The organism is Arthrobacter sp. zg-Y20 (genome assembly GCF_030142075.1).
In the GTDB taxonomy this organism is placed as follows: Bacteria; Actinomycetota; Actinomycetes; order Actinomycetales; family Micrococcaceae; genus Arthrobacter_B.
This window is the reverse complement of the sequence record NZ_CP126241.1, coordinates 2,171,475-2,193,506: the sequence shown is the minus strand read 5'-3', so window position 1 is coordinate 2,193,506 and position 22,032 is coordinate 2,171,475. Positions and strand designations below refer to the sequence as shown.

Genomic DNA, 22,032 nt, shown 5'->3' with positions numbered 1-22,032 from the left:
TCCGGCCACGGAGGAGGCTCAGCGCTTAGGCTGGGCAGGTTATGAGTGAACTCACCGAATCACCCCCGCCTGCCCGCCGTGCGCTGACCTCCCGTTCCGGATTGGCGCGCGCCCGGCGCGTGGTGGTCAAAGTGGGCTCCTCGTCCCTGACTTCCGTGGCGGGCGGCATTTCCGATGCAGCGCTGCGGTCCCTGGCTGACGTGCTGTCCGCACGGCACGCGCAAGGCACCGAGATCATCCTGGTCTCCTCCGGTGCCATCAGCGCCGGGCTGGCCCCGCTGGGCCTGGCTCGGCGCCCCGCGCAGCTTTCCTCCCAGCAGGCGGCCGCCAGTGTGGGGCAGGGCCTGCTGATGGCCCGGTACACGGCTGCGTTCGGGGCCCACGGCGTCACCGTGAGCCAGGTCCTGTTGACCATCGAGGACCTCATGCGGCGTACCCACCACGCCAACGCGCACCGCGCCATGGAACGGCTCCTGAACTTCGGTGTACTGCCGATCGTCAACGAAAACGACGCCGTCGCCAGCCACGAAATCCGCTTCGGCGACAATGACCGGCTCGCCGCCCTCGTGGCGCACCTGGTCAAGGCCGACGCGCTCATTCTTCTTTCCGACGTCGACGCCCTCTACGACGGTCCGCCCGGCGAGGGTGCGCGCCGCATTCCCGAGGTCACCGGCCCGAAGGACCTTGCCGATGTACGCATCGGCAAGGTCGGCAAGGCAGGGGTGGGCACCGGCGGGATGGCCACCAAGGTGGAAGCGGCCACCATTGCCGCAGAATCCGGCATTCCCGCATTGGTGACCTCCACGGCCAACGCCGCGGCCGCGCTGGCCGGTGAGGACGTCGGCACCTGGTTCACCACCCGCGGGCGCCGCCAGTCCATCCGCCTGCTATGGCTGGCGCACCTGGCCCGGATCCAAGGCACCCTGGTGCTGGACGACGGCGCCGCGCGCGCTGTGGGGGAGCGGCACCGTTCGCTGCTGCCGGCAGGGATCGCCTCGGTGGAAGGACGCTTCGAACCCGGAGACGCGGTTGCCCTGGCCGATACCGCCGGCCGGGTGATTGCCCACGGGCTTAGCAACTACGGGTCCGATGAACTGCCCTCCATGCTGGGCCGTTCCACCCGGGAACTGTCCCGTGAGCTCGGCCGCGGCTACGAACGCGCCGTGGTGCACGTGAATGACCTGGTTCTGCTGCACCAGGCCCAAACCGCCGTACCCGCGCCTGAAACCGGTGCCGGTCCTACACTGGAGGCATGAATTCCGTGAACACAAGCGAGGCAAGCGTCGGCACCGGCACTGACGGGACAGCTGCAGACGGGACAGCCGCAGCGCCGGAGCCCGAAGCCGGTGCGGTCTCCGCGGAGAACGTCGAAGCGCAGGTCCACGCCGTGGCCGACCGTTCCAGGGCTGCCGCGCGGCGGCTGGCGCGCGCCAACCGGGCCTGGAAAGACCGCGCCCTGCTGCGGATTGCGGACAACGTCAGGGCCGGACGGGAAGTAATCCTTGCGGCCAATGCCCGCGACCTGGCCGCCGGCCGGGAAAACGGCACCTCTGCAGCCATGCTGGACCGGCTCGCCCTGACGGCTGAACGCATTGCCTCCCTCGCGGCGGCACTGGAGAACCTGGCCGGCCTGCCGGACCCGGTGGGCTCCGTAGCCCGCGGCCAGACGCTCCCCAACGGCTTGCGGCTGCGCCAGGTGCATGTGCCCATGGGCGTGGTCGCGGCCATTTACGAAGCCCGGCCCAACGTCACCCTGGACATTGCCGGTCTGGCGCTGAAGAGCGGAAATGCGGTGATCCTGCGGGGCGGCAGTGCCGCCGCGGCCACCAACGAGGTGCTGGTGCAGATCATCCGGGATTCACTCGAGGATGCCGGGCTGCCCGCGGACGCCGTGCAGAGCGTGGACCGGTACGGCCGCGAAGGCGCCGCCGTCCTGATGAAAGCCCGCGGCCGGGTGGATGTGCTGATTCCCCGCGGCGGCCGCTCGCTGATCCAGTCCGTGGTTACCAATGCCACCGTTCCGGTGATCGAAACGGGGGAGGGGAACGTGCACATTTATCTGGACCGCACCGCACCCGTGGAAATGGCCGTCGAGATCCTGCTGAACGCCAAAACCCAGCGGCCCAGTGTCTGCAACACGGTGGAAACCCTGCTGATCCATGAGGCAGCTCCGGCCGCTCCCGACGTCTTGGCTGCCCTCGCGGCGGCCGGGGTGCGCCTGCACGCCGATGCCCGGGCCATGACGCTGCTGCCCGACGGCGTCACTGCGGCACCTGCCGACGACGCCGACTGGGGGCGCGAGTACATGGATCTTGACCTGGCTGTGGCGGTGGTGGACAGCCTGGACGAAGCTGTGGACCATATCCGGCGCTGGACCACCGGCCATACCGAGGCGATCATCACCAATGACTTGGCCAACGCGGAACGCTTCATAGCCGAGATCGACTCGGCGGCAGTGATTGTGAACGCCTCGACCCGCTTCACGGACGGGGGAGAGCTGGGACTGGGCGCCGAAGTGGGCATTTCGACCCAGAAGATGCACGCCCGCGGGCCCATGGGACTGAAGGAACTGACCACCACCAAATGGATCATCCAAGGCGACGGACAGATCCGCGGCTAGCGGCAGCCAACCGCGGCCGGGAGCGGCCCGGCTGCGATGTGCATCCCGTTACGCGTACCATTGACTTAGAAACCGAACGCCGGCCACCCGGCGGAACCTACAGATCCCTAGGGGAGATACATGCTGATCCAGCTTACGGGCGCCGTGCTTCATGCTGCGGAGATGGCCGAAGAACACCACGTCGAGCTTCCGGTGTCCCCGTACGTCTACGGCGGGGTCATCATGGCGCTGCTGCTGCTCCTGATGCTCGTCACCGTGTCCTTCACCAACGTCGGCAACCGGCACGAGGCCGAAGCGGAGCATGTGGATCCCCAGCGCCAGTTCGCGAACAAGCATGACCACGGCCAGGCAATCCAGGACTGACGTTCCCGGTGCAGTCAGCGGAGGCATTTATCCCCATGGGTGAGCCGCAGCGGACAGACGTCAACGGAAAACGAAGGTTCCGTCTGGGAGTCATGGGCGGAACGTTTGATCCCATCCACCACGGCCACCTGGTGGCGGCAAGCGAAGTGGCAGACCGGTTCGACCTGGACGAGGTGGTTTTCGTACCCACCGGCGAACCGTGGCACAAGCCGGCGGCGCAGCAGGTAAGCCCGGCGGAACACCGGTACCTGATGACAGTCATCGCGACGGCTTCGAACCCCCGGTTTACTGTCAGCAGGGTGGACATTGACCGGCCCGGGCCCACGTACACCATTGATACACTGCGGGACCTGAAGGCGGCACGGCCCGAGGCCGATCTGTTCTTCATCACCGGAGCGGATGCCATGGCCCAGATCCTTTCCTGGAAGGACATCCAGGAGCTGTGGTCCCTCGCCCACTTTGTGGGGGTCACCCGGCCCGGGCACGTCCTGGAAAACATGGGGCGGGAAGACGTATCCCTGATGGAGGTGCCGGCCATGGCAATCTCTTCCACGGACTGCCGCCGCCGAGTGGTTGAGGGCAAGCCCGTCTGGTACCTGGTGCCGGACGGAGTGGTGCAGTACATCGCCAAGCACCGCCTCTACGCCGCCGGCCGGAATACTCCGGACCCGGCGGAAACCGAAACAGTAGCGTAAACAAATACCGGATGGGTAGGAAATGACTAACGGTCCAGAGTCCGCGCCGCGGCGCAGCCGCCGGGCGGCTGACGTACCGGTCGATTCCCCGGCGGGGCCGCGGGAACGGGAGTCCCAGCAGCGCGCCCGCGACCGGGAAGCGTTGCGTGCGTCCAAGGCCCTGGCCGAGACGCAGGAGCGCCGGGACAACGGACGCGACACCGGAACGGCTCCGCCTACCCGCCGGCAGCTCAGGCTTCAGCAGCAGCGCGCTGCAGAGGCCGGGACCGCCGCCGTGCGTGGGTCGGTTGCCGCCGCAGACCCTGCACCTGCTCCCGTCGAGCCCCTGCGGCGCGAACGGCGCCGCGCGCCCGAAACCTCCGCACCGGATGTCCCCGCACCGGCACCCTCCACGCCGCCCTCGCGGCGCAGCGCCCGCAAGGCTGCTTCCCCGGAGGCAGTTGCCCGGGACGCAGTTACCCGGGAGGGTGCAGCTTCTGAGGCCGGGAACCGCCCGGAAGCCAAGCCTGGCGACACCAAGGCCGCCGAAACCGGACCGGCCCGCGGCGCGGACCCTAATGCCGACGTAGCGGGCATGAGCGTTGAGCAGGCACTGGCTGCCCGCCAGGCGCTGGAAGGCCAGGCCCGCAACCACGTTGCGGCCATGGAGGCCATGGCCGCAGATGACCCGGACGCCGTCGACCAGGAACTGCTGGCCCAGCAGAAGGCTTTGGCGGAGCGCGCGAAGGTCCTCAACCGCCGGACCGAAGCCATCCGGAAACTCTCGCAGGAGAACGAGCGGCGCAAGCCCTCCTCCAGCGATCCCACCACCGCCCACAACCTGGCGATGGTGACACCGCTGGAATTCGTGAAGGTTCCGGGGATGGAACACCCGGTCATGAAGGCGCCGCCCACGTCGCATGTGCCGATTGTTACTTCCACCACGCCCCAGGTCGGTCCCGCGGGACCGGCCGCCCGTTCCATGCCCGCAGTCCCGGCGAACGGTCCGGCCCAGCGCCCGGCCGCGCCCCGCCGCAGGTCGGCGGACGCCTCGGATGTGCGGCACTCGCGCATCCTGGCCCGCGCCGACGCGCTGGTCAATGCACCCCTCGAATCCGAAGAAGCGGCGCGTCCTGTAGGCGCCCGCAGCGCCTTCGGGCTCGACCCCCTCGATGTTATGACGGCCGGACTCGGCCGTACCCGGAGGCTGCGCTTTGCGGTCTTCGGTGTTGCAGGTCTGGGCACGCTTGCCCTGATCGTCGGAGTACTAATGATCGTCGGCGGCCTTGGCGGCTGACCGATTTCCCCAAGGAGACACACTTTGAGCGCCACCGAATCTTCCATTGACATTGCACGGGCGGCGGCCAAAGCGGCGTCGGACAAGATTGCCGACGACATTGTCGCCATTGACGTCAGCGAACGCCTGGCCATCACGGATGTCTTCCTCATTGCATCGGCCTCGAACGAGCGCCAGGTCAACGCCATTGTTGACGGCATTGAGGAGGAGCTGTCCAAGAAGGGCCTCAAGCCCGTCCGCCGCGAAGGACGCAGCGAAGGCCGCTGGGTGCTGCTGGACTACGCCAACGTAGTGGTGCACGTCCAGCACGAAGAAGACCGCGTCTTCTACGCACTTGAGCGCCTGTGGAAGGACTGCCCTGTGGTGGATCTCCAGCTCGAAGACGCCTCCGCCGCGGCCGAGTCAGAGTAAGCCTGCCCGTGAGCGCTCCAGCCCCCTGGGATCCCGGTTCTGCGTCGCGGCGCGTGGTGTTTTGGCGCCACGGCCGCACCGAATGGAACCGGGTGGGGCGCTTTCAGGGGCAGCAGGACATTGCCCTTGATCCCTCCGGTGTGCGGCAGGCAGCCGAGGCGGCCGCCGTGCTCCGTTTCCTGGAACCTGCTGCGATCGTCTCGTCCGATCTGGGCCGTGCACTGAACACGGGCAGGTCCCTCGGTGCGCTCCTCGGCCTCGAGGTCGCCCAAGACAAGCGCCTGCGGGAGACCTTCGCCGGGACGTGGGAGGGCCGCACCTTTGCGCAGATCGGCGAGCAGGACGCCCCGCTGCTGGCTGCATGGTCAGCCGGCGTGGGCAGTGTCCGGGCCGGCGGCGGTGAAACGCGTGTCGACGTCGGCACGCGCGTGGCCGCAGCCGTGAACGACGCCGTTCAGGGCGTGGAGCCCGGCGGCACGCTGGTGGTGGTCAGCCACGGGGGAGCCATCCGTGCCGGCATCTGCGCACTGCTGGGACTGCCCGCTGAGTCCTGGGCCGTAATTTCCGGGGTTTCCAACTGCCACTGGTCCGTACTGCAGGAAGTTCCCGACCGGCGCGGGCAGCCCGCGTGGCATCTGACCCAGCACAACGTTGGGCTGGACTCGCTTCCCACCGGACCGGTGGAGGGCTGAGAAGCGATTTTGCGCTCCTGCGGATTTGTACTAAGGTAGAGGAGTTGCTTCGCCCCAATGAGGGGAAAAACGGGGTAAACAACCAATAGTTTTGGGGCTGTGGCGCAGCTGGTAGCGCACCTGCATGGCATGCAGGGGGTCAGGGGTTCGAGTCCCCTCAGCTCCACCAAAACCTTCGGGACACCGAAGGATTTGCGGTGGAAACACTGAAGTTTGGGGCTGTGGCGCAGCTGGTAGCGCACCTGCATGGCATGCAGGGGGTCAGGGGTTCGAGTCCCCTCAGCTCCACCAAGCAAAACTCCATAAGTGTCAAAAACCAAATAAGCGTCAACAGACATTTCCAGGAAATTAGCCTCGCCGGCCGGCGGGGCTTTTTTGTGTCCGCGATTCTATGCCGCCGGTCCGACTCCATAGGTTTTGGCAGTGCCGGTGATGCAGATCACATATTCCCCCGGCCATGGCCCTTCCCCGATCAGCTCTGCTGCCCTAGGGTGTTTATTGTCAGAGTGACAATAAATATGGAGGACGACATGAACGCAGTACTGGATTGGATGAACTCCCCGGCAGCAACGCTGCTTGGAGCACCGGTCAGCTGGATCGAAGTCATCGGGTTCGTTACCGGTGCAGCCTGCGTCTACGGCGTTGCCCGGCAAAAGTCCTGGAACTGGCCGGTCGGCATCGTGAACAACGTGGCGTTCATTGTGCTGTTCTTCGGCGCCGGACTGTACGGGGAGACACTGCTGCAGGCTGTGTTCGCCGCTGTATCGGTCTACGGCTGGTACAACTGGGTGCGGGGCGCCAAAAGCACGGACGGAAAGGGTGACCTACCCATCCGTGACGGCCGCAGGGCTGAGATTGCCGGCGGCCTCGGCGCCGTGGTGCTGGCTACCGTGGGCATTGCCCAGATCCTCCTGCACGGCACTGATTCCCAGGTTCCCTGGCCGGACGCCTTCGTCCTGGCAGCTTCGCTGCTGGCTACCTTCTGGCAGGCCAAGAAGATCTTCCAGCACTGGTACGTGTGGATTGTGATCGACCTGGTCAGCATCCCGCTCTACTTCTCCCGCGGACTTAACCTCACCGCCATCCTCTACATCGGCTTTACCGCCCTCTGCGTCTACGGTCTCGCGGGCTGGACGCGTACCCGCAAGGCAGCGGAGACGAGCACCGGCATGGGGAAGGTCGCGGCATGAACCGCTTCGGGCAGGGAGTAGTCATCGGCAAGTTCTATCCGCCGCATGCAGGCCACCGTCACCTCATAGCCGCCGCCGCCGGGCAATGCACCGGTCTCGCCGTCGTTGTCCTGGCCAGCCGGTTCGAAAGCATCAGCATGGAGAACCGGGTGAAGTGGCTGGCGGCGGAGTTCGAGGGTTCAAACGTCACGGTCATCGGCATGCCCGATGACTGCCCCGTGGACTACGGCTCCCGGGCCATCTGGAAGGCGCACAACGAGGTGCTGCGCCTGGCCCTCAAGATGAAGGGCATCACGGCCGTAGACGCCGTGTTCAGTTCCGAGGATTACGGCCGGCAACTGGCAGGGGACTTCGGTGCGGCCCACGTGATGGTGGACCGGGAGCGGATGGACCATCCGGTCAGCGGAACCCTCTGCCGTGATGACCTCCGCGCTGCCTGGGCCGACGTCATCGGGCCTGCCCGGCAGGACCTGGCCGTGCGGATCATCGTGGTTGGCGCCGAGTCCACCGGGACCACCACCCTTGCCGCGGCCCTGACCGGGCACTATCGGAAGAGCTACCCGGATCTGGCCGACGTGCCGGAATACGGCCGCCAGTTCACGTACGACAAGTTCGCAGCGGCGCAGGCGGCGGACCCCGACGCCGTCCTCACCGACATGGTATGGACCGCCGCGGACTTCGCACACATCGGCGAGCGGCAGAACCAAATGGAAAACGATGCAGCCGACCGGTGTCCGCTGGTTATAGCCGACACGGATGTGATCACTACCGCGCTCTTCGAACGGGTCTACATCGGCGAACAGAGCTACGGCTCCTACCTTGCCGTTGAGCGTATTCCACGCCGTGACCTCTACCTCATCACCGACCACGAGGGAGTGCCGTTCGAGGACGACGGCTGGCGCGAGGCGGAGCATCCGCGGGCCGAGATGACCGAATGGTTCAAGGAGGAACTCACCGCGGCAGGCGCGTCCTGGATCCTCGTTTCCGGCACCCGGGAAGAGCGCCTGGCCACGGCAACTGAGATCATTGACTTGATCATCGCCCGGCGGAACCACTTCACCTCCCCGCCCTGGGCCACCCGCACCGTACTGGCAGGACGCTGATGGACACTGAAGAAGAACGGTTCCTCAAGGACTACACCCCCCGGGAGTATCCCTCCGTTGCCCTGGCCGTGGACCTGGTGGTCTTCGCCGTCACCGGGGGTACCTTGAATGCCGCCTTCGTGCGCCGCGGCGCACATCCCTTCAAGGGCTCCCTGGCCTTGCCCGGCGGATTTGTTTCACCGGACGAGGACGCCCTTACCGCTGCCTGGCGGGAGCTTCAGGAGGAAACCGGGCTGGAGCTGGGGGCGCACCGCGCCCACGTTGAGCAGCTGGCTACCTTCAGCGCACCGGCGCGTGATCCCCGGATGCGGGTGGTGTCCGTTGCCCATCTGGCGCTGCTGGCAACCGACGGCCGGGCACTGCCGGACCTGGCGACCGGGAGCGACGCCGCATCGGCGCAATGGCTGCCCGTATACGACGTCCTGGCCCGGGAATGCCTGGCCTTTGACCACCGGGAGATCCTTACCGCCGCGCTGGACCGCCTGGCGGGCAAGATCGAATACACGCTCACTGCCGCCAGGCTCCTGCCGGAGGAATTCACGCTCAACCAGCTCCGCCGCGCATATCAGGCGGTATGGAACACGAATAAGCTCGACGCCGGGAACTTCACCCGGAAAATGACCGGCGCGCTGCAGGACACCGGCCGAAAAGTCACCCGCGGAAAGGGCGCCCCCGCTACGGTGTTCACCGTCAAGGACGAGTACTTAAGTCCGCCGCTGATCCGCCCGGCAGCGTAGCCGCACGGCCGGCTGGGCGCAGGCGGTGCAGGACCCCGGCAACAATGAGTCCCTGCCCCGCGCAGTAGGTCAGCATCACCATGGCACTGGTCCAGCCGGGCATGGCATCGGGCATGAAAATCCGGAAGGACAAGATGGTGTCCGATGCCAGGAACAGCACGCCGCCGGCGGCCACCACCGGCCCGCAGCGCGACGCCGTCGCTGCGGTTCCGGCCAGGACAATCCCGTAAGCGGCCACTGCGAGGGACAGCGAACCGAGGACCGGCCACAGCACCACCAGCATCAGCACCCACCACAGCGGATACACCAGCGCCCAGCGCGGAAACCGGCGGCCGGACGCGTACCGGGCCATGAGCCAGATGTAGCAAAGGTGAGCAATGCCAAAGGAGCCCAGCATGACCGGCAGCTCAGGTGCAAACGGGACGAAGGTGGCGGCGCCGTCGCCCAGCCAGGAAAACAGCAGCGCCCCGAACAGCAAGGCTGCGGGCAACAGGGCGGGGCGCGCAGCTTCGGCGAGGAGCGCAGTTTCGGCGGGGCGCGCAGTTTCGGCGGATGGCTCGCCGGTCTGCTGCTGCTCGGAGGTGCCGGCACTGCGCAAAGCCCATACTGCGGCGACCGCGAGCAGCGGCATCAGGGCCAGCTTGGTGGGGCCGGCGAGATCGTCGGCACCCGCGGCGCGGGCTCCGACATGGATCGCCGAGAGCACGGCAAACGGTACAAACCCCCACCACCGGGAGGGGGACAGGGCTGTCTTCTGATGTTCCGGCGCGGTGGGCACGGCACTCCTTCGGGTCGTCTGGGGCCCATGCTACGGGGTGTGCGCCGTCTTTTCCGGCAGGCCGGTGCGTTCTCTTACGGACCCAGCACCCGCTCCAGATAAGCGTTCCCGAAGACCCGGTCCGGGTCCAACTGGTCCCGGACGGCAAGGAAATCAGCAAAACGCGGATACCGCTCCGCCAGGGCAGATGCGTCCAGAGAATGCATCTTGCCCCAGTGCGGACGGCCCCCGTGGGCGAGCATCACTGCCTCCACTGCCGCGAAATACTCCCGGCAGTCCTCACGGTAATAGCGGTGCACTGCCAGGTAGGCGGTGTCCCGGCCGTAAGCCGTGGACAACCAGCGGTCATCCGCTGCCGCCCAGCGCACCTCCACTGGAAAGGAAATCCGCCACCGGTGCCGGTCAATTACCTGCCGCAGGGCATCGAATACCGCAGGCAGCCGGTCTGCGGGCACCGCGTACTCCATTTCCCGGAACCGGACGGTGCGCCGCTGGGTAAAGACCCGGGGCGAGGCATCGGAGTACTCACGCCCGCCAAGGAGCCGTGCAGCGGTTTTATTCACGGCGGGTATCACTGCCGGCACCGCCACACCGGCAGCACAGGCGGCACGGAAAACGGTGTTGGAAAGCAGCGTTTCGTTGATCCAGCGGCCGGCGGGGCCCAGCGGCCTGCGCTGCGCGGTGCCCGGCAGCCGGGTGTTGGTTTTCGTAGCCGCTCGGTCCGTGTGGGGAAACCAGTAGAACTCGAAATGGTCCGCCGCCTTCACCCGGTCCGGCAGCCCCTGAAGTACCTCGGCCAGCGGCTCGGAGCGTTCCTCGGCATGCAGGACAAACGCGGGCACGCACTGCAGGGTGACGTCGGCGATGACGCCAAGTGCCCCCAGCCCGAGGGCAGCGGCGGGCAGCAGGGGATCGCCGTCGGCAAGGTTGAGCACGCCGCCGTCGGGCTGGATCAGCGTCAGCCCCGCCACTTGGGTGCTGAGACCGCCGAAACCGGCCCCCGTCCCGTGCGTACCCGTGGACACCGCACCGGCAATGGACTGCCGGTCAATGTCGCCCAGGTTCGGCATGGCCAGCCCATAGGGCGCCAGCAGGTCGGGTATCCGGTGCAGCCGGGTGCCCGCGTGCAGCCGCACGCGCCCAGTTCCCGGCTCCACCCCGATCAGTCCCTGCAGGCGCTTCAGGTCCAGCAGGACTCCATCCGTGGCGGCAATAGCGGTAAAGCTGTGCCCTGCCCCCACTGCCTTGACCCGGCTGCCCGCGGCTGCGGCCGCGGCGACCGACCGCTGCAGGGCGGCGGCGCTGTCCGTCTGCTCCATCCGCAGGGGAACGGCCGATACGCTGCGGCCCCAGTTCCGCCACGGGCGGGCAGTCTTTCCTCCGGAGATGCTCACAGGAACGCCTTTCCCTCGCCGCGGTAAGTAGGCAATTCGGCGACGATGCGCCCGGCTTCCACCACGTGGTATCTCGTGACGTGTTCGGCGGGTTCGCCGCTTTTTGCGTGCCGGAACCAGACGCGGTCCCCGGCGCGCAGGGCGGCAGCGCCGGCTCCGCGCAGGGGAGTCTGGACTTCTCCGGCGCCTTCGCGGGGCAGCAGGCGCAGGCCCTGCGGCCACACCGGCTGCGGACTGCGGCCCGGCCCCGGCGGACCGGAGGCAATCCAGCCCCCGCCGAGGACCGTGGCGATCTGCGGTGCGGGGCGCCGTACGACGTCGAACGCATAGGCCGCCGCGGGAGCGGGAGTGAAGGCGCGGTAACCGTCAAAGAGACGGCCGGCGAACAGGCCGGATCCGGCGGTCATCTCGGTGACCACAGGGTCGGCACGGGTAGCCTCGAGCGAACCGGTGCCGCCGCCGTTGACGAATTCAAGATCCGCGACGCCGTGCAGCCCGGCCGTAATCCGGCCGCGGCGTTCGCGGAGCTCGGTCATGGACCGGGGCTGGATCCGGCGCATCATGGCATTCATGGGACCGGCACCCGGAACCGCGTCTCCGATCCCGGCTATTTGGGCTTCGTACATCATCAGCCCCACCAGCCGGAATCCGGGGCGGTGGGCAATACGGGCACCCATCCGCACTGCGTCGGCAGGGCGGTGCAGGGGAGAGCGGCGGGTGCCGATGAAGCCCAGGACCGGCGCACGCCATGAGGCGTCCGCATCCAAGCAGATCCGCAGTTCGGGACGCCGGGAGGGCGGGAGCACGGCGTCCACCAGGTCAAGCTGGGCCTCGTCGTCAACCATTAGCGTGACCCGGGAAGCAAGGAGTTCGTCCGCCAGCAGGCGTTCCAGCGCGGGGCGGTCGGTGCTCGGATAGCCCACCAATACATCATCACAGCGCTCGGCCAGCCATAAGGCTTCTGCCAGGGTGTAGGCGAAAACCCCGCGGAAACCCGGATGCTGCAGCAGCTCCTCCATGACTGAGCGGACCCGCAGCGACTTGCTGGCGACCCGCAGCGGTATCCCGGCGGCCCGCCGCAGCAGGTCCGCCGCATTCCAGCGCAGCGCCTCCAGGCCCAGAACCGCCACGGGTGCCGGCAGTGCCGCCGTCGCACCGGAAAGGCCCGGCCAGTACTCCCCGGTGTCCAGCCATGGCTGGGGAAGGGCGGTGCCGTACGCCGTCGTCCCGTCCGGGCCGGCATGCGGGACCAGCCGCAGTCCGGCGTTCCGAGGCCCGCCGTCGACGTGCTCTGCCATGGTGTGCTCCTTTGTTTGGCAACACGATAGGCGGGATTCCGCAGCCGGAGAGCCTAGGCGCGCAGGCGAACGACAGTCAACCGCGGCCACGGTAACGGTACGGTCACAGACAAACACCAGCCTTCCGGGTTAGGCTAGTCACATCTGTAGAGCGAATCCGCTCGTTAGGGCGGCTGGGAAGTCGTAGAGACCACCAGAAGGCCGCATGAGCACAACCGCACCCTCCACCGCATCCTCCGCCGCAGTTCCGGCTGGGACCCCGGGGGAAAAGAAGCCCCGCCGCAACATCACCAGCACCTACTCCGGACTCCTCAAAGCGGTCCGTGACGAGGGGCTGCTGAAACGCCGGCGGTCCTTCTACATCAGCACCTTCATTTTCCTGTGCGCCGGCCTGGTGGCTGCTGCGACAGGCTCCTTCTTCATCGGGGAAAGCTGGTTCCAGCTGCTTATCGCGGCCGCGCTGGGCATCCTCCTGACCCAGCTGGCCTTCATTGCGCACGAGGCCTCGCACCGCCAGGTCTTCGAATCAGGACCCGCGAATGACCGTGCCGGAAAGTTTGTAGCGAACGCCGTCGTCGGCATCAGCTACCAGTGGTGGATGAACAAGCACAGCCGGCACCACGCCAACCCCAACACGGTGGGCAAGGATCCGGACATTGATATGGACACCATCTCCTTCCTGCCGGAACAGGCGGCGCGCCAAAAGGGGTTCATGGCGTGGTTCGCCCGGCGCCAGGGCTGGCTGTTCTTCCCCCTGCTGATGCTCGAGGGCATCAATCTGCACGCGACCTCCATCAAGCACCTCTTTGCAAACAAGGAGGTCAAGGGCCGTATCTCCGAACTGGTGATGGTGTTCACCCGCCTGGGCCTGTACTTGGGTGCCGTGTTCTTCTTCCTGCCGGTGGGAATGGCCTTCGCCTTTATCGGCGTACAGCTTGCGGTGTTCGGCGTCTACATGGGCGCATCCTTTGCCCCGAACCACAAGGGCATGCCGATCCTCCCGAGGGACTCCAAAGTGGACTTCCTGGGCCGTCAGGTACTGACCTCCCGCAATATCGTGGGCCGGGGCATGAACACCCTGATGGGCGGACTGAACTACCAGGTGGAACACCACCTGTTCCCGAGTATGCCCCGGCCGCACCTGGCCCGGGCAAGCCAACTGGTCAAGGAACACTGCGCCAAGCATTCCATTCCCTACACCGAGACCACCCTGGTGCAGTCCTACGCCATAGTGGTTCGATACCTCAACGAAGTGGGCCTGTCCGCCCGGGACCCGTTCGATTGCCCGATGCGGTCCAAGTACCGCATCTAGCCGGGCCGCAGCGAAGAGCCGCGTTCAAAGCTTCTGACAGACTGGGAACATGACAAAAAACCCCGCAGCCCGTCCGGCGGACACAACGCAGGTGGCACACCTCGGCATGCGCATGGAGGATTCCATCCACGCCTGGCGCGATGAACGTGCCCGCAAACGGGGCGACGTGCAGACCGTCCTGCCGTTCACCGGTTACGGCTCCACCGAATGGGTACGGGTCCTGGGCCGGGTCATCCTGGCCAAGCCCGGTTACTTTGACGGTGCTGAAAAGTCGATGGCGTCAAAGGCGATCGCCGACGGCATCCGCGGCTGGCGGAACTTCATGAGCCCGCCCGTCAACAAGGCGACGGTCACCGTCATTGTGGGCGGCCAGAAGCATGTGGTCACCGCAGACCGCGGGGGAGTGGTGGATGCCATCCTTCCGGCGGATCTTGCGCCCGGCTGGACCACCGTCCTGCTTCGTTCCGAAGACGGCGAAGAAACCACGGCACCGATCTACGTGGTGGACCCTGCCGCTGAGCTGGGCGTGGTCTCCGACATTGACGACACCATCATGGTCACTGCCCTGCCCCGTCCAATGCTGGCGGCGTGGAACACCTTTGTCCTCGACGAGCATGCCCGCACGCCCACCCCCGGAATGGCCGTGATGATGGACCGGCTGGCCAGGGAAAACCCCGTGGGCCCGGTGCTTTATCTTTCGACCGGTGCCTGGAACGTGGCCGCAACCCTGACGCGGTTCATCACCCGCAATCTGTATCCGGCCGGTCCGCTGCTGCTCACCGACTGGGGCCCCACCACTGACCGCTGGTTCCGCAGCGGGCAGGCGCACAAACGCACCCAGCTGGAGCGGCTGGCGCAGGAATTCCCGGACATCAAGTGGCTGCTGATCGGCGATAACGGCCAGCACGACGAAGAGATCTACGCAGACTTCGCCCAGCGCCACCCGGAGAACGTCCGGGCCATCGCGATCCGCCAGCTCTCGGCAGGCGAAGCGGTGCTGGCCGGCGGCCGGACCGGCAAGCCGGGGGAAACCCCGGTGGAGGTGCCGTGGATCTATGCTCCGGACGGCGCCGGGATGTCCCGCCAGCTAGCCGAACTGGGCCTGCTGCCCGACGCCGGCTAGCTAGAGGGTCTCGCCGGCATCGGCCAGGAGGGTGCTTCCGGTCATAATCATGGCCATGTCACTGGCCGCGAAGAGCACCACCCGTGCAATGTCGTCGGGAGTGCCAGGCCGTCCGATCAGGCTTTGCTGCATCACGTCGAGGGCAGGCATTTCAATACCTGCCGCCGCTGCGGCGTCGAGGGCCGCGTTGGCTGCGGCTATGTTCCCCTCGGTGGGGACGTAGCTCGGTGCCACACCGAGTACGCGGATTCCCAGGGGTGCCAGGTCCACTGCAAGCGATTTGGTAAGGCCCACTGCGGCATGCTTCGAGCTTACGTACGCAGCCATTCCCGGGAAGGCAACCTGGAAACCGGCTGTCGAGATGACATTGACGATGGCGCCGCCGGCAGACATCCGTTTCGCCGCTTCGCGGGCACCAAACAGGACACCGCGCGCGTTGACTGCGAAGACCTGGTCCCACATCGCGTCAGGCATCTCCAGTACGGGTACGTTCGGGAAAATACCGGCGTTGTTGACCCATATGTCCAGTCCGCCGAGCTCATCAACGGCACGGTCAGCAGCGGCCGCGACGGAATTCGCCTCGGTGACGTCTGCACGTACCCCCACTGCGGTCACCCCGTACCGGTGCGCCAGTTCTGCAGCAGCGTCCGCTGCGGCCTCTTCATTGAGGTCGATCATCAGCAAGTCGGCACCCGCTTCTGCGAGGCGTGCTGAAATGGCCTTTCCCAGGCCCTGGGCCGCACCAGTCACGACGGCTCGTCGTCCGCGGAGTGAGACCAGCTCGGACAAGGGATTATTCGAAACGTCAGTGAACGGGTATGCCAACGCGGGCCTCCAGATTGGTGCGGATTTACCGCCAAGCTACCGGGATCACCGCTAAATGGCAACCCTTTGTTGCCATTTATTTGCCGGTCCCGCACGGCAGGCAGGCGCTGGTACGGTGGGTGGATGCAGAGGCCAGCACGGCGGACGGCAGGCACACAAACCGGTCCGCGAAGCGTGCACGTGATCGAGAGTGTTCGGGCTGCGACCCTCGAGGAACTGGCCAAGACCGGCTTCGCTGACCTCACTATGGAACGCGTGGCGCGCGCCGCGGGAGTGAACCGGACCACCCTCTACCGCCGGTGGCCGTCCAAGGCGGCCCTTCTCGCCTATGTCGTGGAGCCGCTGCTTGAGAAGTATGACTCCATCCTGCCCACGGAAAGCCTGTACGAGGATCTGTTTCGGCTTATGGAGGCAATGCGCGAAAACGCTGCCCGGCCGGAAGGACGTGCACTGTTCGCAGCGATCGGCCAGCAATCCGCTGATCTGGCAGGCACGGTCGAGCAGCTCTCGGTCAGGACCCTCGCCGCCTTTCACCGGCTTTTTGCGGCCGGCCTTGAGCGGGGGGAAGTGTCAGTGGACGATGATCGGGAAACCGCTGCGCACCTGGCCTTCTATGGAGTAGGCATGTGGGAGCTGACCTATCACCGTCCAGCCGCCGACGAGGATTTACACCGCATCCTGCGTGCTGTCCTCGCCCCGTTCGGGCAAGTCAGGCGTCGTCCGTCTCCGCGGTGATGATCCGCAGGATGCGGCGCAGGTCCATGGCCAGCGCCGCTGTCGAGTCCACGGGGCTATCGGCTGAGGCAGTGGTGTTGACCAGGCGTACCAGGTCCACCAGAGCCTCCGTTGCCGCCGAGTGCTCCTCGCTCTGCGGATCCCAGACCTCCACCGCCTCGCCGCACGCATTCACGGCGTCGGCCAAAGGAGCGATCAGGGATGCAGGGACGGCGACATGCTCCGGGTTGCGCCAGATCGCGTCGGTGAGTACTTCGGTCATGTCCTTCACATGCCTGGTGGCACGTTCCATGGCCCGCAGGGCACGGTAGTCAGCGCTGATGTCACGCCGGTATTTGCGGCGGCGGATATTCCCGTGCCTGCTGTTGTCGGCGAGCTCCACGGCCTCACGGACCTCCCGGGTCAGGGCATCGAGCTCGTTTTCCCGCTGGGCCCAGTCATCATGTTCGGGCGGCCAGGTCTCCTCCAGCGCCCGGCCCATGTCCCGAAGCTGGCGCGCCAGCGATTTTCTTAGGGTCACCAGCCCGTTAACGGCGCCGTTCAGGTGCAGCGGCGGGAAAATCAGGGCGTTGACCGCCAGTCCAACCACCACCCCCACCAGCATCTGCACGCCGTAGCCGAAGGAGTACCCATCGGGATCATCACCGCCCAGGACCAGGACAAACAGTGCGGCCATCGGCACGTATTCGCGCCCGGAGGCACCGAGGAACGACAATCCGCCAAGGAGCACGCCGATGCCGACAATCACGGAGATGGTCCACACGTTCGGTGTGCCGATCAATAGGGCTCCGAGTGCCAGGAGCATTCCGGTCACCAGACCCGCCAGCGTCTCCATGCCGGTGCGGAATGACCCGGACACGGTGGGGTACATGCTGATGATGGCGCCGAGGGGCGCGTAGTACGGGTACTGCGAAGCTACCCCTGGGACGTGGGGGGCAATAGTCCAGGCAATGCCGACAGCGAGCGTCGCCTTGAAGGCAAGCTGGAAGCGGGTGTAGCGCAGGACTCCGGTCACACGGTTGGTAACGGCAGTCAGTGACCGTTTGGGGAGGATTTTTTCACCGGTGGTCATTCCGCCAGTATTGCGCGGGCACGGCCCGGACGACGATTTTTCAGGCCTGCTCCGGCCCGGATGTGGGCATCGGCACAATGCTCCGCCGGCCCAGTATGTCCGCCAGCCGGTCCAGGAAAAGCCGGACCTGGACGTTCTGCTCGTGGATCAGCAGCGCGAAGATGCTGCGTGCAAGGCGGATTTCGGGAACGTCCAGCACCACCGTGCCGGCCGGCCGGTTCAGCATGGCCAGCTCCGGCACCAGCGCCGCGCCCAGGCCCGCGGCGGCCATGGCCAGGCTCGCGTTGAAGTCATCGCACCAGGCCGCCACCTGCGGGTGCAGGCTGCAGCTGGCAAAGAGCCGCTCGATCACCAGCGCATCCGGGGTGCCCGGGTGGTGCATGATCCACGGCATGCCGGCCAGCTGCTCCGCGGTGACCTCCGAACCGCTGCGGATGCCCCAGGATTCGGGCAGCACCACCCGGAAGTCGTCGTCGCCCAGCCAGCGCCGGCTGACGGTGGAGGGCCAGGCCAGCCCGCCCTGGCCCACCTGGTAAACCAGCGCGACGTCGAGGTCCCCGCCGCTGCGCAGCCCCTGGATGGTCTGTGCGGGTTCCGCCACGGACAGTTTCAGGTCGATGCCCAGGTTCTGCCATTCGGGCGAGGCCATCATCTCGGGCAGGGCGAAGGTGGCCAGGCTGGGGAAGATACCCAAGCGCAGTTCGTGCCCCCGGGTGCTGCCGGTCCGTGCCGCGGCGGCAATGAGGGCGTCCATGTCCGTCAGCACCTTCACCGCATGGCGGGCCATAACGACGGCGGCTTCCGTGGGGGAGGCGGTCCGCGCCGAACGCTCGAAGAGCAGTGCGCCGGTGTCCTTTTCGAGAGCGGACATCTGCTGCGATACCGCAGATGCCGTGTATCCCAGCCGCAGTGCGGCGGCAGCGAAGGACCCGGTGCGGATGACCTCCAGCAAGGTCTTTAAATGGACCGGATTCACCATCTCAGCGTCCTCCTTCTCAGCCCGGCGGCGTCGACCACAATATCTAGTGTCCGGGGGTACTAGGCCCGACACGCCCACGGTACGCGACACGCATGAATCTTGCCTGTCTCGTCACACGCCCGGGCAGGTTCTGCACAGGCTGTGGAGAACCGGCTCCCGGGCGCGGAAATCCCCGGAATTACTGCGCTGTTCCCTGTGCAAAAACTGTGGACGGAGACCCTCTGTAATGACATACTTGTAATACATCATGTAGGGGTTCCGCCTCTGGGGGCGCACTAGATGTAGTGTCTGGGCATGTGACTGGATGTAGTATCTAGGAACAGACTTCGAGCTTCACCAAAGCTTCAACACAGCTTCACAGCAAGCTTTCGCAGAGCCTGCAAACACGCTTCAGTAAACAGACTTCACGCTTCACTAGGGGAGACCACGCCATGACCGTTACGGTTTACACCAAGCCCGCCTGCGTACAGTGCAACGCCACTTACCGTGCCTTGGACAAGAAAGGCATTGTGTACCAGAGCGTGGACATGTCGCAGGACCCCGAGGCCCTCGAGCGCGTCCGTGCCATGGGCTACATGCAGGCACCCGTTGTCGTCACCGAACAGGACTCCTGGTCCGGCTTCCGGCCCGACAAGATCGAAGAGCTGGCCCAGGCGCAGGTTTCCTCCGTCGCCTAGGACTGCCCCCGGGCAGGACAGGGGTGCGGTTTTCGCGCACCGCTTCCGGCCACGCACCACCCGCGCAGAACCGTCAGGAGCGCAGCAACCATGACACTGGGGATGGCAGACCAGGCCGGCTATCCGGCATCGGCATCCGCAGGGGAGAGGCAACCGGAAACGGATGCGTCCCTGATCTATTTCTCTTCGGCTTCCGGGTACACCCGCCGCTTTGTGCAAAAGCTCGGGATCCCTGCGGCCCAGCTCCCGCTCCACACCGGCCAGCCCACCCTGCTGGCCCGCCGTCCCTATGTGCTGCTGCTCCCCACTTACGGAGGAACCGCAGCCCAGCCCGGGGCCGCGGCAAAGGGGGCGGTTCCCAAACAGGTCATCAAGTTCTTGAACAACGAAGACAACCGGTCCCTGATCCGGGGCGTGATCGGGGCGGGCAACACCAACTTCGGGGACTCCTACTGCCTCGCGGCGGACATCATCGCCGTGAAGTGCAAGGTCCCTGTGCTGTATCGATTTGAACTCATGGGCACGTCCGAGGACGTTGCCAAGGTTAACGAAGGATTGGAAAAGTTTTGGACACATCAGTCGCAGAAGCCGGCATGACGGACTCCAAGGAGCTCCCGGAGGCTTATAAGGGGTTGGGCTATCACGAGCTCAACGCCATGCTGAACCTGTACGGCAAGAACGGCGAGATCCAGTTCGACGCCGACCGCGCTGCTGCGCGCCAGTACTTCCTTGAGCACGTTAACAACAACACGGTGTTCTTCCATGACCTGGAAGAGAAGCTCGAATACCTGGTGAAGAACGACTACTACGAGCGGGAAACCCTCGACCAGTACTCCATGAACTTCATCAAGGACCTGTACCAGCGGGCCTACAAGAAGAAGTTCCGCTTTGAGACCTTCCTTGGCGCCTTCAAGTTCTACACCTCGTACACGCTGAAGACCTTCGACGGCAAGCGGTACCTGGAGCGCTACGAAGACCGCGTGTGCATGGTTGCCCTGCACCTGGCCCGCGGCGACGAGCAGCTGGCCATCCAGATGGTGGATGAAATCATCGAGGGCCGCTTCCAGCCGGCCACCCCCACCTTCCTCAACGCCGGCAAGGCCCAGCGCGGCGAGCTGGTCTCCTGCTTCCTGCTGCGCATCGAAGACAACATGGAGTCGATCGGCCGGTCCATCAACTCCGCACTCCAGCTCTCCAAGCGCGGCGGCGGCGTAGCCTTCGCACTGACCAACATCCGCGAGGTCGGCGCGCCGATCAAGCAGATCGAGAACCAGTCCTCCGGCGTCATCCCCGTAATGAAGCTCCTCGAAGACAGCTTCTCCTACGCGAACCAGCTCGGTGCCCGCCAGGGCGCCGGCGCCGTGTACCTGCACGCCCACCACCCGGACATCAACAAGTTCCTGGACACCAAGCGTGAAAACGCGGACGAGAAGATCCGCATCAAGACCCTCTCGCTCGGCGTCGTGGTCCCGGACATCACCTTCGACCTGGCCAAGCGCGACGAGGACATGTACCTGTTCTCCCCGTACGACGTCGAGAAGGTTTACGGCATGCCCTTCTCCGACATCTCGGTCACCGAGAAGTACTACGAGATGGTGGACGACGCCCGGATCAAGAAGACCAAGATCCGTGCCCGCGAGTTCTTCCAGACCCTCGCCGAGATCCAGTTCGAGTCCGGCTACCCGTACATCATGTTCGAAGACACGGTGAACCGGGCCAACCCGATCGACGGCAAGATCATCATGTCCAACCTGTGCTCCGAGATCCTCCAGGTCTCCCAGCCCACCACGTACAACGATGACCTCTCCTATGACGAGACCGGCAAGGACATTTCCTGCAACCTCGGCTCGCTGAACATTGCCAAGACCATGGATTCCCCCGACTTCGGCCGGACCATCGAAACGTCCATCCGCGCCCTGACCGCTGTATCGGACATGAGCCACATCGGTTCCGTGCCGTCCATCGCCAAGGGCAATGACCAGTCGCACGCCATCGGCCTGGGCCAGATGAACCTGCACGGCTACCTGGCGCGCGAACGGGTCCACTACGGCTCTGAAGAGGGCATCGACTTCACGAACATCTACTTCTACACGGTGGTATACCACGCCGTGCGGGCGTCGAACCTGCTGGCCATTGAAACCGGCCGCAAGTTCGCCGGCTTCGAGCGTTCCAAGTACGCCTCGGGGGAGTACTTCGACAAGTACGTCAACCAGGAATGGCTGCCGCAGACCGAGCGTGTGCGTGAACTGTTTGCGAACGTGCACATCCCCACCCAGGCCGACTGGGCGGCGCTGAAGGCGTCGGTGATGGAGCACGGCATCTACAACCAGAACCTGCAGGCTGTCCCGCCCACCGGCTCGATCTCCTACATCAACAACTCCACCTCCTCGATCCACCCGGTGGCCGCGAAGATTGAGATCCGCAAGGAAGGCAAGCTCGGGCGCGTCTACTACCCGGCTCCGTACCTGACCAACGACAACCTGGAGTACTACCAGGATGCGTACGAAATCGGCTACGAGAAGATCATCGACACCTACGCCGCTGCCACGCAGCACGTGGACCAGGGCCTGTCCCTGACGCTGTTCTTCAAGGACACTGCCACCACCCGCGACATCAACAAGGCGCAGATCTACGCCTGGCGCAAGGGCATCAAGACCATCTACTACATCCGCCTGCGCCAGCTCGCGCTGGAAGGCACCGAGGTTGAGGGCTGCGTTTCCTGCATGCTGTAAGGCACTGCCCGCTGCACACC

At 65.8% G+C, this 22,032-nt stretch carries 22 protein-coding genes and 2 tRNA genes; 18 read left to right on the top strand and 6 right to left on the bottom strand.

The genetic code is table 11. From position 1 onward, the window contains the following. Window positions 1-41 precede the first annotated feature (41 nt). From proB to QNO06_RS10490, 12 genes are all read left to right on the top strand, one after another. Complete coding sequence (proB, locus tag QNO06_RS10545) at window positions 42-1,256, top strand: glutamate 5-kinase (RefSeq protein ID WP_227911619.1); 1,215 nt, start codon at window positions 42-44, stop codon at window positions 1,254-1,256. Beyond that, window positions 1,253-2,620 carry a glutamate-5-semialdehyde dehydrogenase gene (locus tag QNO06_RS10540; RefSeq protein ID WP_227911618.1) on the top strand — a complete coding sequence of 456 codons (1,368 nt, stop codon included), beginning with the start codon at window positions 1,253-1,255 and terminating at the stop codon, window positions 2,618-2,620. Before proB ends, QNO06_RS10540 begins: the two co-directional genes overlap by 4 nt. 120 nt (window positions 2,621-2,740) lie before the next feature. Beyond that, window positions 2,741-2,983 (top strand): hypothetical protein, encoded by a 243-nt coding sequence (locus tag QNO06_RS10535; protein WP_227911617.1) that lies wholly within the window; start codon window positions 2,741-2,743, stop codon window positions 2,981-2,983. A gap of 35 nt (window positions 2,984-3,018) precedes the next feature. Then, complete coding sequence (gene nadD, locus QNO06_RS10530; RefSeq protein ID WP_227911616.1) at window positions 3,019-3,678, top strand: nicotinate-nucleotide adenylyltransferase; 660 nt, start codon at window positions 3,019-3,021, stop codon at window positions 3,676-3,678. Window positions 3,679-3,700: 22 nt separating this feature from the next. Further along, window positions 3,701-4,954 carry a hypothetical protein gene (locus QNO06_RS10525; protein ID WP_227911615.1) on the top strand — a complete coding sequence of 418 codons (1,254 nt, stop codon included), beginning with the start codon at window positions 3,701-3,703 and terminating at the stop codon, window positions 4,952-4,954. A 24-nt stretch (window positions 4,955-4,978) separates the two neighbouring features. Next, on the top strand, window positions 4,979-5,365 hold the full coding sequence (gene rsfS, locus QNO06_RS10520; RefSeq protein WP_227911614.1) for a ribosome silencing factor: 387 nt from the start codon (window positions 4,979-4,981) through the stop codon (window positions 5,363-5,365). 8 nt (window positions 5,366-5,373) lie between these two features. Further along, the gene (locus QNO06_RS10515; RefSeq protein ID WP_227911613.1) at window positions 5,374-6,057 is read left to right on the top strand and encodes a histidine phosphatase family protein; all 684 of its coding nucleotides are present in this window, start codon (window positions 5,374-5,376) and stop codon (window positions 6,055-6,057) included. 93 nt (window positions 6,058-6,150) lie between these two features. Then, window positions 6,151-6,226: transfer RNA gene (locus QNO06_RS10510), tRNA-Ala, on the top strand. Between the two features lie 46 nt (window positions 6,227-6,272). Continuing rightward, window positions 6,273-6,348 (top strand) — tRNA-Ala (locus QNO06_RS10505). 239 nt (window positions 6,349-6,587) lie between these two features. Then, entirely contained in the window at window positions 6,588-7,247 is a 660-nt protein-coding gene (gene pnuC / locus QNO06_RS10500) for a nicotinamide riboside transporter PnuC (RefSeq protein WP_227911612.1), read from the top strand. Beyond that, a complete protein-coding gene (locus QNO06_RS10495) occupies window positions 7,244-8,350 on the top strand; it encodes an AAA family ATPase (protein ID WP_227911611.1) in 1,107 nt (368 codons plus the stop codon). Before pnuC ends, QNO06_RS10495 begins: the two co-directional genes overlap by 4 nt. Next, window positions 8,350-9,087, top strand: coding sequence for an NUDIX hydrolase (locus QNO06_RS10490; protein ID WP_227911610.1), 738 nt, complete (start codon window positions 8,350-8,352; stop codon window positions 9,085-9,087). Before QNO06_RS10495 ends, QNO06_RS10490 begins: the two co-directional genes overlap by 1 nt. Here the strand turns inward: QNO06_RS10490 and QNO06_RS10485 are convergent. The 3 genes from QNO06_RS10485 to QNO06_RS10475 all read right to left on the bottom strand — a co-directional run bounded on the left by QNO06_RS10485 (window position 9,041) and on the right by QNO06_RS10475 (window position 12,557). Next, window positions 9,041-9,865, bottom strand: a complete 825-nt coding sequence (locus QNO06_RS10485) for a lysoplasmalogenase family protein (RefSeq protein ID WP_227911609.1) — start codon at window positions 9,863-9,865, stop codon at window positions 9,041-9,043. The two genes, QNO06_RS10490 and QNO06_RS10485, sit on opposite strands and share 47 nt — an antisense overlap. 74 nt (window positions 9,866-9,939) lie before the next feature. Next, window positions 9,940-11,259, bottom strand: a complete 1,320-nt coding sequence (locus tag QNO06_RS10480; protein WP_227911608.1) for a D-arabinono-1,4-lactone oxidase — start codon at window positions 11,257-11,259, stop codon at window positions 9,940-9,942. Beyond that, entirely contained in the window at window positions 11,256-12,557 is a 1,302-nt protein-coding gene (locus QNO06_RS10475) for a type III PLP-dependent enzyme domain-containing protein (protein ID WP_227911607.1), read from the bottom strand. Before QNO06_RS10475 ends, QNO06_RS10480 begins: the two co-directional genes overlap by 4 nt. Before the next feature lie 205 nt (window positions 12,558-12,762). Here QNO06_RS10475 and QNO06_RS10470 point away from each other — a divergent pair, with 205 nt between their 5' ends. Together QNO06_RS10470 and QNO06_RS10465 are read left to right on the top strand one after the other, a co-directional pair. Then, window positions 12,763-13,869: a fatty acid desaturase family protein gene (locus QNO06_RS10470; RefSeq protein WP_227911606.1), complete on the top strand. Its 1,107-nt coding sequence runs from the start codon at window positions 12,763-12,765 to the stop codon at window positions 13,867-13,869. A 49-nt stretch (window positions 13,870-13,918) separates the two neighbouring features. Next, a complete protein-coding gene (locus tag QNO06_RS10465) occupies window positions 13,919-14,992 on the top strand; it encodes an App1 family protein phosphatidate phosphatase (RefSeq protein ID WP_227911605.1) in 1,074 nt (357 codons plus the stop codon). Here QNO06_RS10465 and QNO06_RS10460 read toward each other — a convergent pair whose 3' ends face one another. Beyond that, complete coding sequence (locus QNO06_RS10460) at window positions 14,993-15,781, bottom strand: SDR family NAD(P)-dependent oxidoreductase (RefSeq protein ID WP_227911604.1); 789 nt, start codon at window positions 15,779-15,781, stop codon at window positions 14,993-14,995. A 216-nt stretch (window positions 15,782-15,997) separates the two neighbouring features. Between QNO06_RS10460 and QNO06_RS10455 the strand changes: the two genes are divergently transcribed. Continuing rightward, entirely contained in the window at window positions 15,998-16,552 is a 555-nt protein-coding gene (locus QNO06_RS10455; protein WP_227911603.1) for a TetR/AcrR family transcriptional regulator, read from the top strand. On the opposite strand, the gene QNO06_RS10450 is transcribed toward QNO06_RS10455, so the two are convergent. Next, entirely contained in the window at window positions 16,527-17,624 is a 1,098-nt protein-coding gene (locus tag QNO06_RS10450; protein WP_227911602.1) for an FUSC family protein, read from the bottom strand. The two genes, QNO06_RS10455 and QNO06_RS10450, sit on opposite strands and share 26 nt — an antisense overlap. A 40-nt stretch (window positions 17,625-17,664) precedes the next feature. Next, entirely contained in the window at window positions 17,665-18,603 is a 939-nt protein-coding gene (locus QNO06_RS10445) for a LysR family transcriptional regulator (RefSeq protein ID WP_227911601.1), read from the bottom strand. 431 nt (window positions 18,604-19,034) lie between these two features. Here QNO06_RS10445 and nrdH point away from each other — a divergent pair, with 431 nt between their 5' ends. The 3 genes from nrdH (at window position 19,035) to nrdE (ending at window position 22,012) form a co-directional block, all read left to right on the top strand. Then, window positions 19,035-19,280 carry a glutaredoxin-like protein NrdH gene (nrdH, locus tag QNO06_RS10440; protein ID WP_146361766.1) on the top strand — a complete coding sequence of 82 codons (246 nt, stop codon included), beginning with the start codon at window positions 19,035-19,037 and terminating at the stop codon, window positions 19,278-19,280. Window positions 19,281-19,382: 102 nt separating this feature from the next. After that, the gene (gene nrdI / locus QNO06_RS10435) at window positions 19,383-19,877 is read left to right on the top strand and encodes a class Ib ribonucleoside-diphosphate reductase assembly flavoprotein NrdI (protein ID WP_227911636.1); all 495 of its coding nucleotides are present in this window, start codon (window positions 19,383-19,385) and stop codon (window positions 19,875-19,877) included. After that, complete coding sequence (nrdE, locus tag QNO06_RS10430) at window positions 19,874-22,012, top strand: class 1b ribonucleoside-diphosphate reductase subunit alpha (protein ID WP_227911635.1); 2,139 nt, start codon at window positions 19,874-19,876, stop codon at window positions 22,010-22,012. Before nrdI ends, nrdE begins: the two co-directional genes overlap by 4 nt. Window positions 22,013-22,032 lie beyond the last annotated feature (20 nt).

Bases quoted from the DNA above. Each gene is read 5' to 3' on its own strand.
- nadD (WP_227911616.1), top strand. From the start codon at position 3,019: ATGGGTGAGCCGCAGCGGACAGACGTCAACGGAAAACGAAGGTTCCGT.
- nrdH (WP_146361766.1), top strand. From the start codon at position 19,035: ATGACCGTTACGGTTTACACCAAGCCCGCCTGCGTACAGTGCAACGCC.
- nrdI (WP_227911636.1), top strand. From the start codon at position 19,383: ATGGCAGACCAGGCCGGCTATCCGGCATCGGCATCCGCAGGGGAGAGG.
- proB (WP_227911619.1), top strand. From the start codon at position 42: ATGAGTGAACTCACCGAATCACCCCCGCCTGCCCGCCGTGCGCTGACC.
- QNO06_RS10475 (WP_227911607.1), bottom strand. From the start codon at position 12,557: ATGGCAGAGCACGTCGACGGCGGGCCTCGGAACGCCGGACTGCGGCTG.
- QNO06_RS10490 (WP_227911610.1), top strand. From the start codon at position 8,350: ATGGACACTGAAGAAGAACGGTTCCTCAAGGACTACACCCCCCGGGAG.
- pnuC (WP_227911612.1), top strand. From the start codon at position 6,588: ATGAACGCAGTACTGGATTGGATGAACTCCCCGGCAGCAACGCTGCTT.
- QNO06_RS10535 (WP_227911617.1), top strand. From the start codon at position 2,741: ATGCTGATCCAGCTTACGGGCGCCGTGCTTCATGCTGCGGAGATGGCC.
- QNO06_RS10445 (WP_227911601.1), bottom strand. From the start codon at position 18,603: ATGGTGAATCCGGTCCATTTAAAGACCTTGCTGGAGGTCATCCGCACC.
- QNO06_RS10540 (WP_227911618.1), top strand. From the start codon at position 1,253: ATGAATTCCGTGAACACAAGCGAGGCAAGCGTCGGCACCGGCACTGAC.
- QNO06_RS10465 (WP_227911605.1), top strand. From the start codon at position 13,919: ATGACAAAAAACCCCGCAGCCCGTCCGGCGGACACAACGCAGGTGGCA.
- QNO06_RS10450 (WP_227911602.1), bottom strand. From the start codon at position 17,624: ATGACCACCGGTGAAAAAATCCTCCCCAAACGGTCACTGACTGCCGTT.
- QNO06_RS10470 (WP_227911606.1), top strand. From the start codon at position 12,763: ATGAGCACAACCGCACCCTCCACCGCATCCTCCGCCGCAGTTCCGGCT.
- QNO06_RS10495 (WP_227911611.1), top strand. From the start codon at position 7,244: ATGAACCGCTTCGGGCAGGGAGTAGTCATCGGCAAGTTCTATCCGCCG.
- QNO06_RS10525 (WP_227911615.1), top strand. From the start codon at position 3,701: ATGACTAACGGTCCAGAGTCCGCGCCGCGGCGCAGCCGCCGGGCGGCT.
- nrdE (WP_227911635.1), top strand. From the start codon at position 19,874: ATGACGGACTCCAAGGAGCTCCCGGAGGCTTATAAGGGGTTGGGCTAT.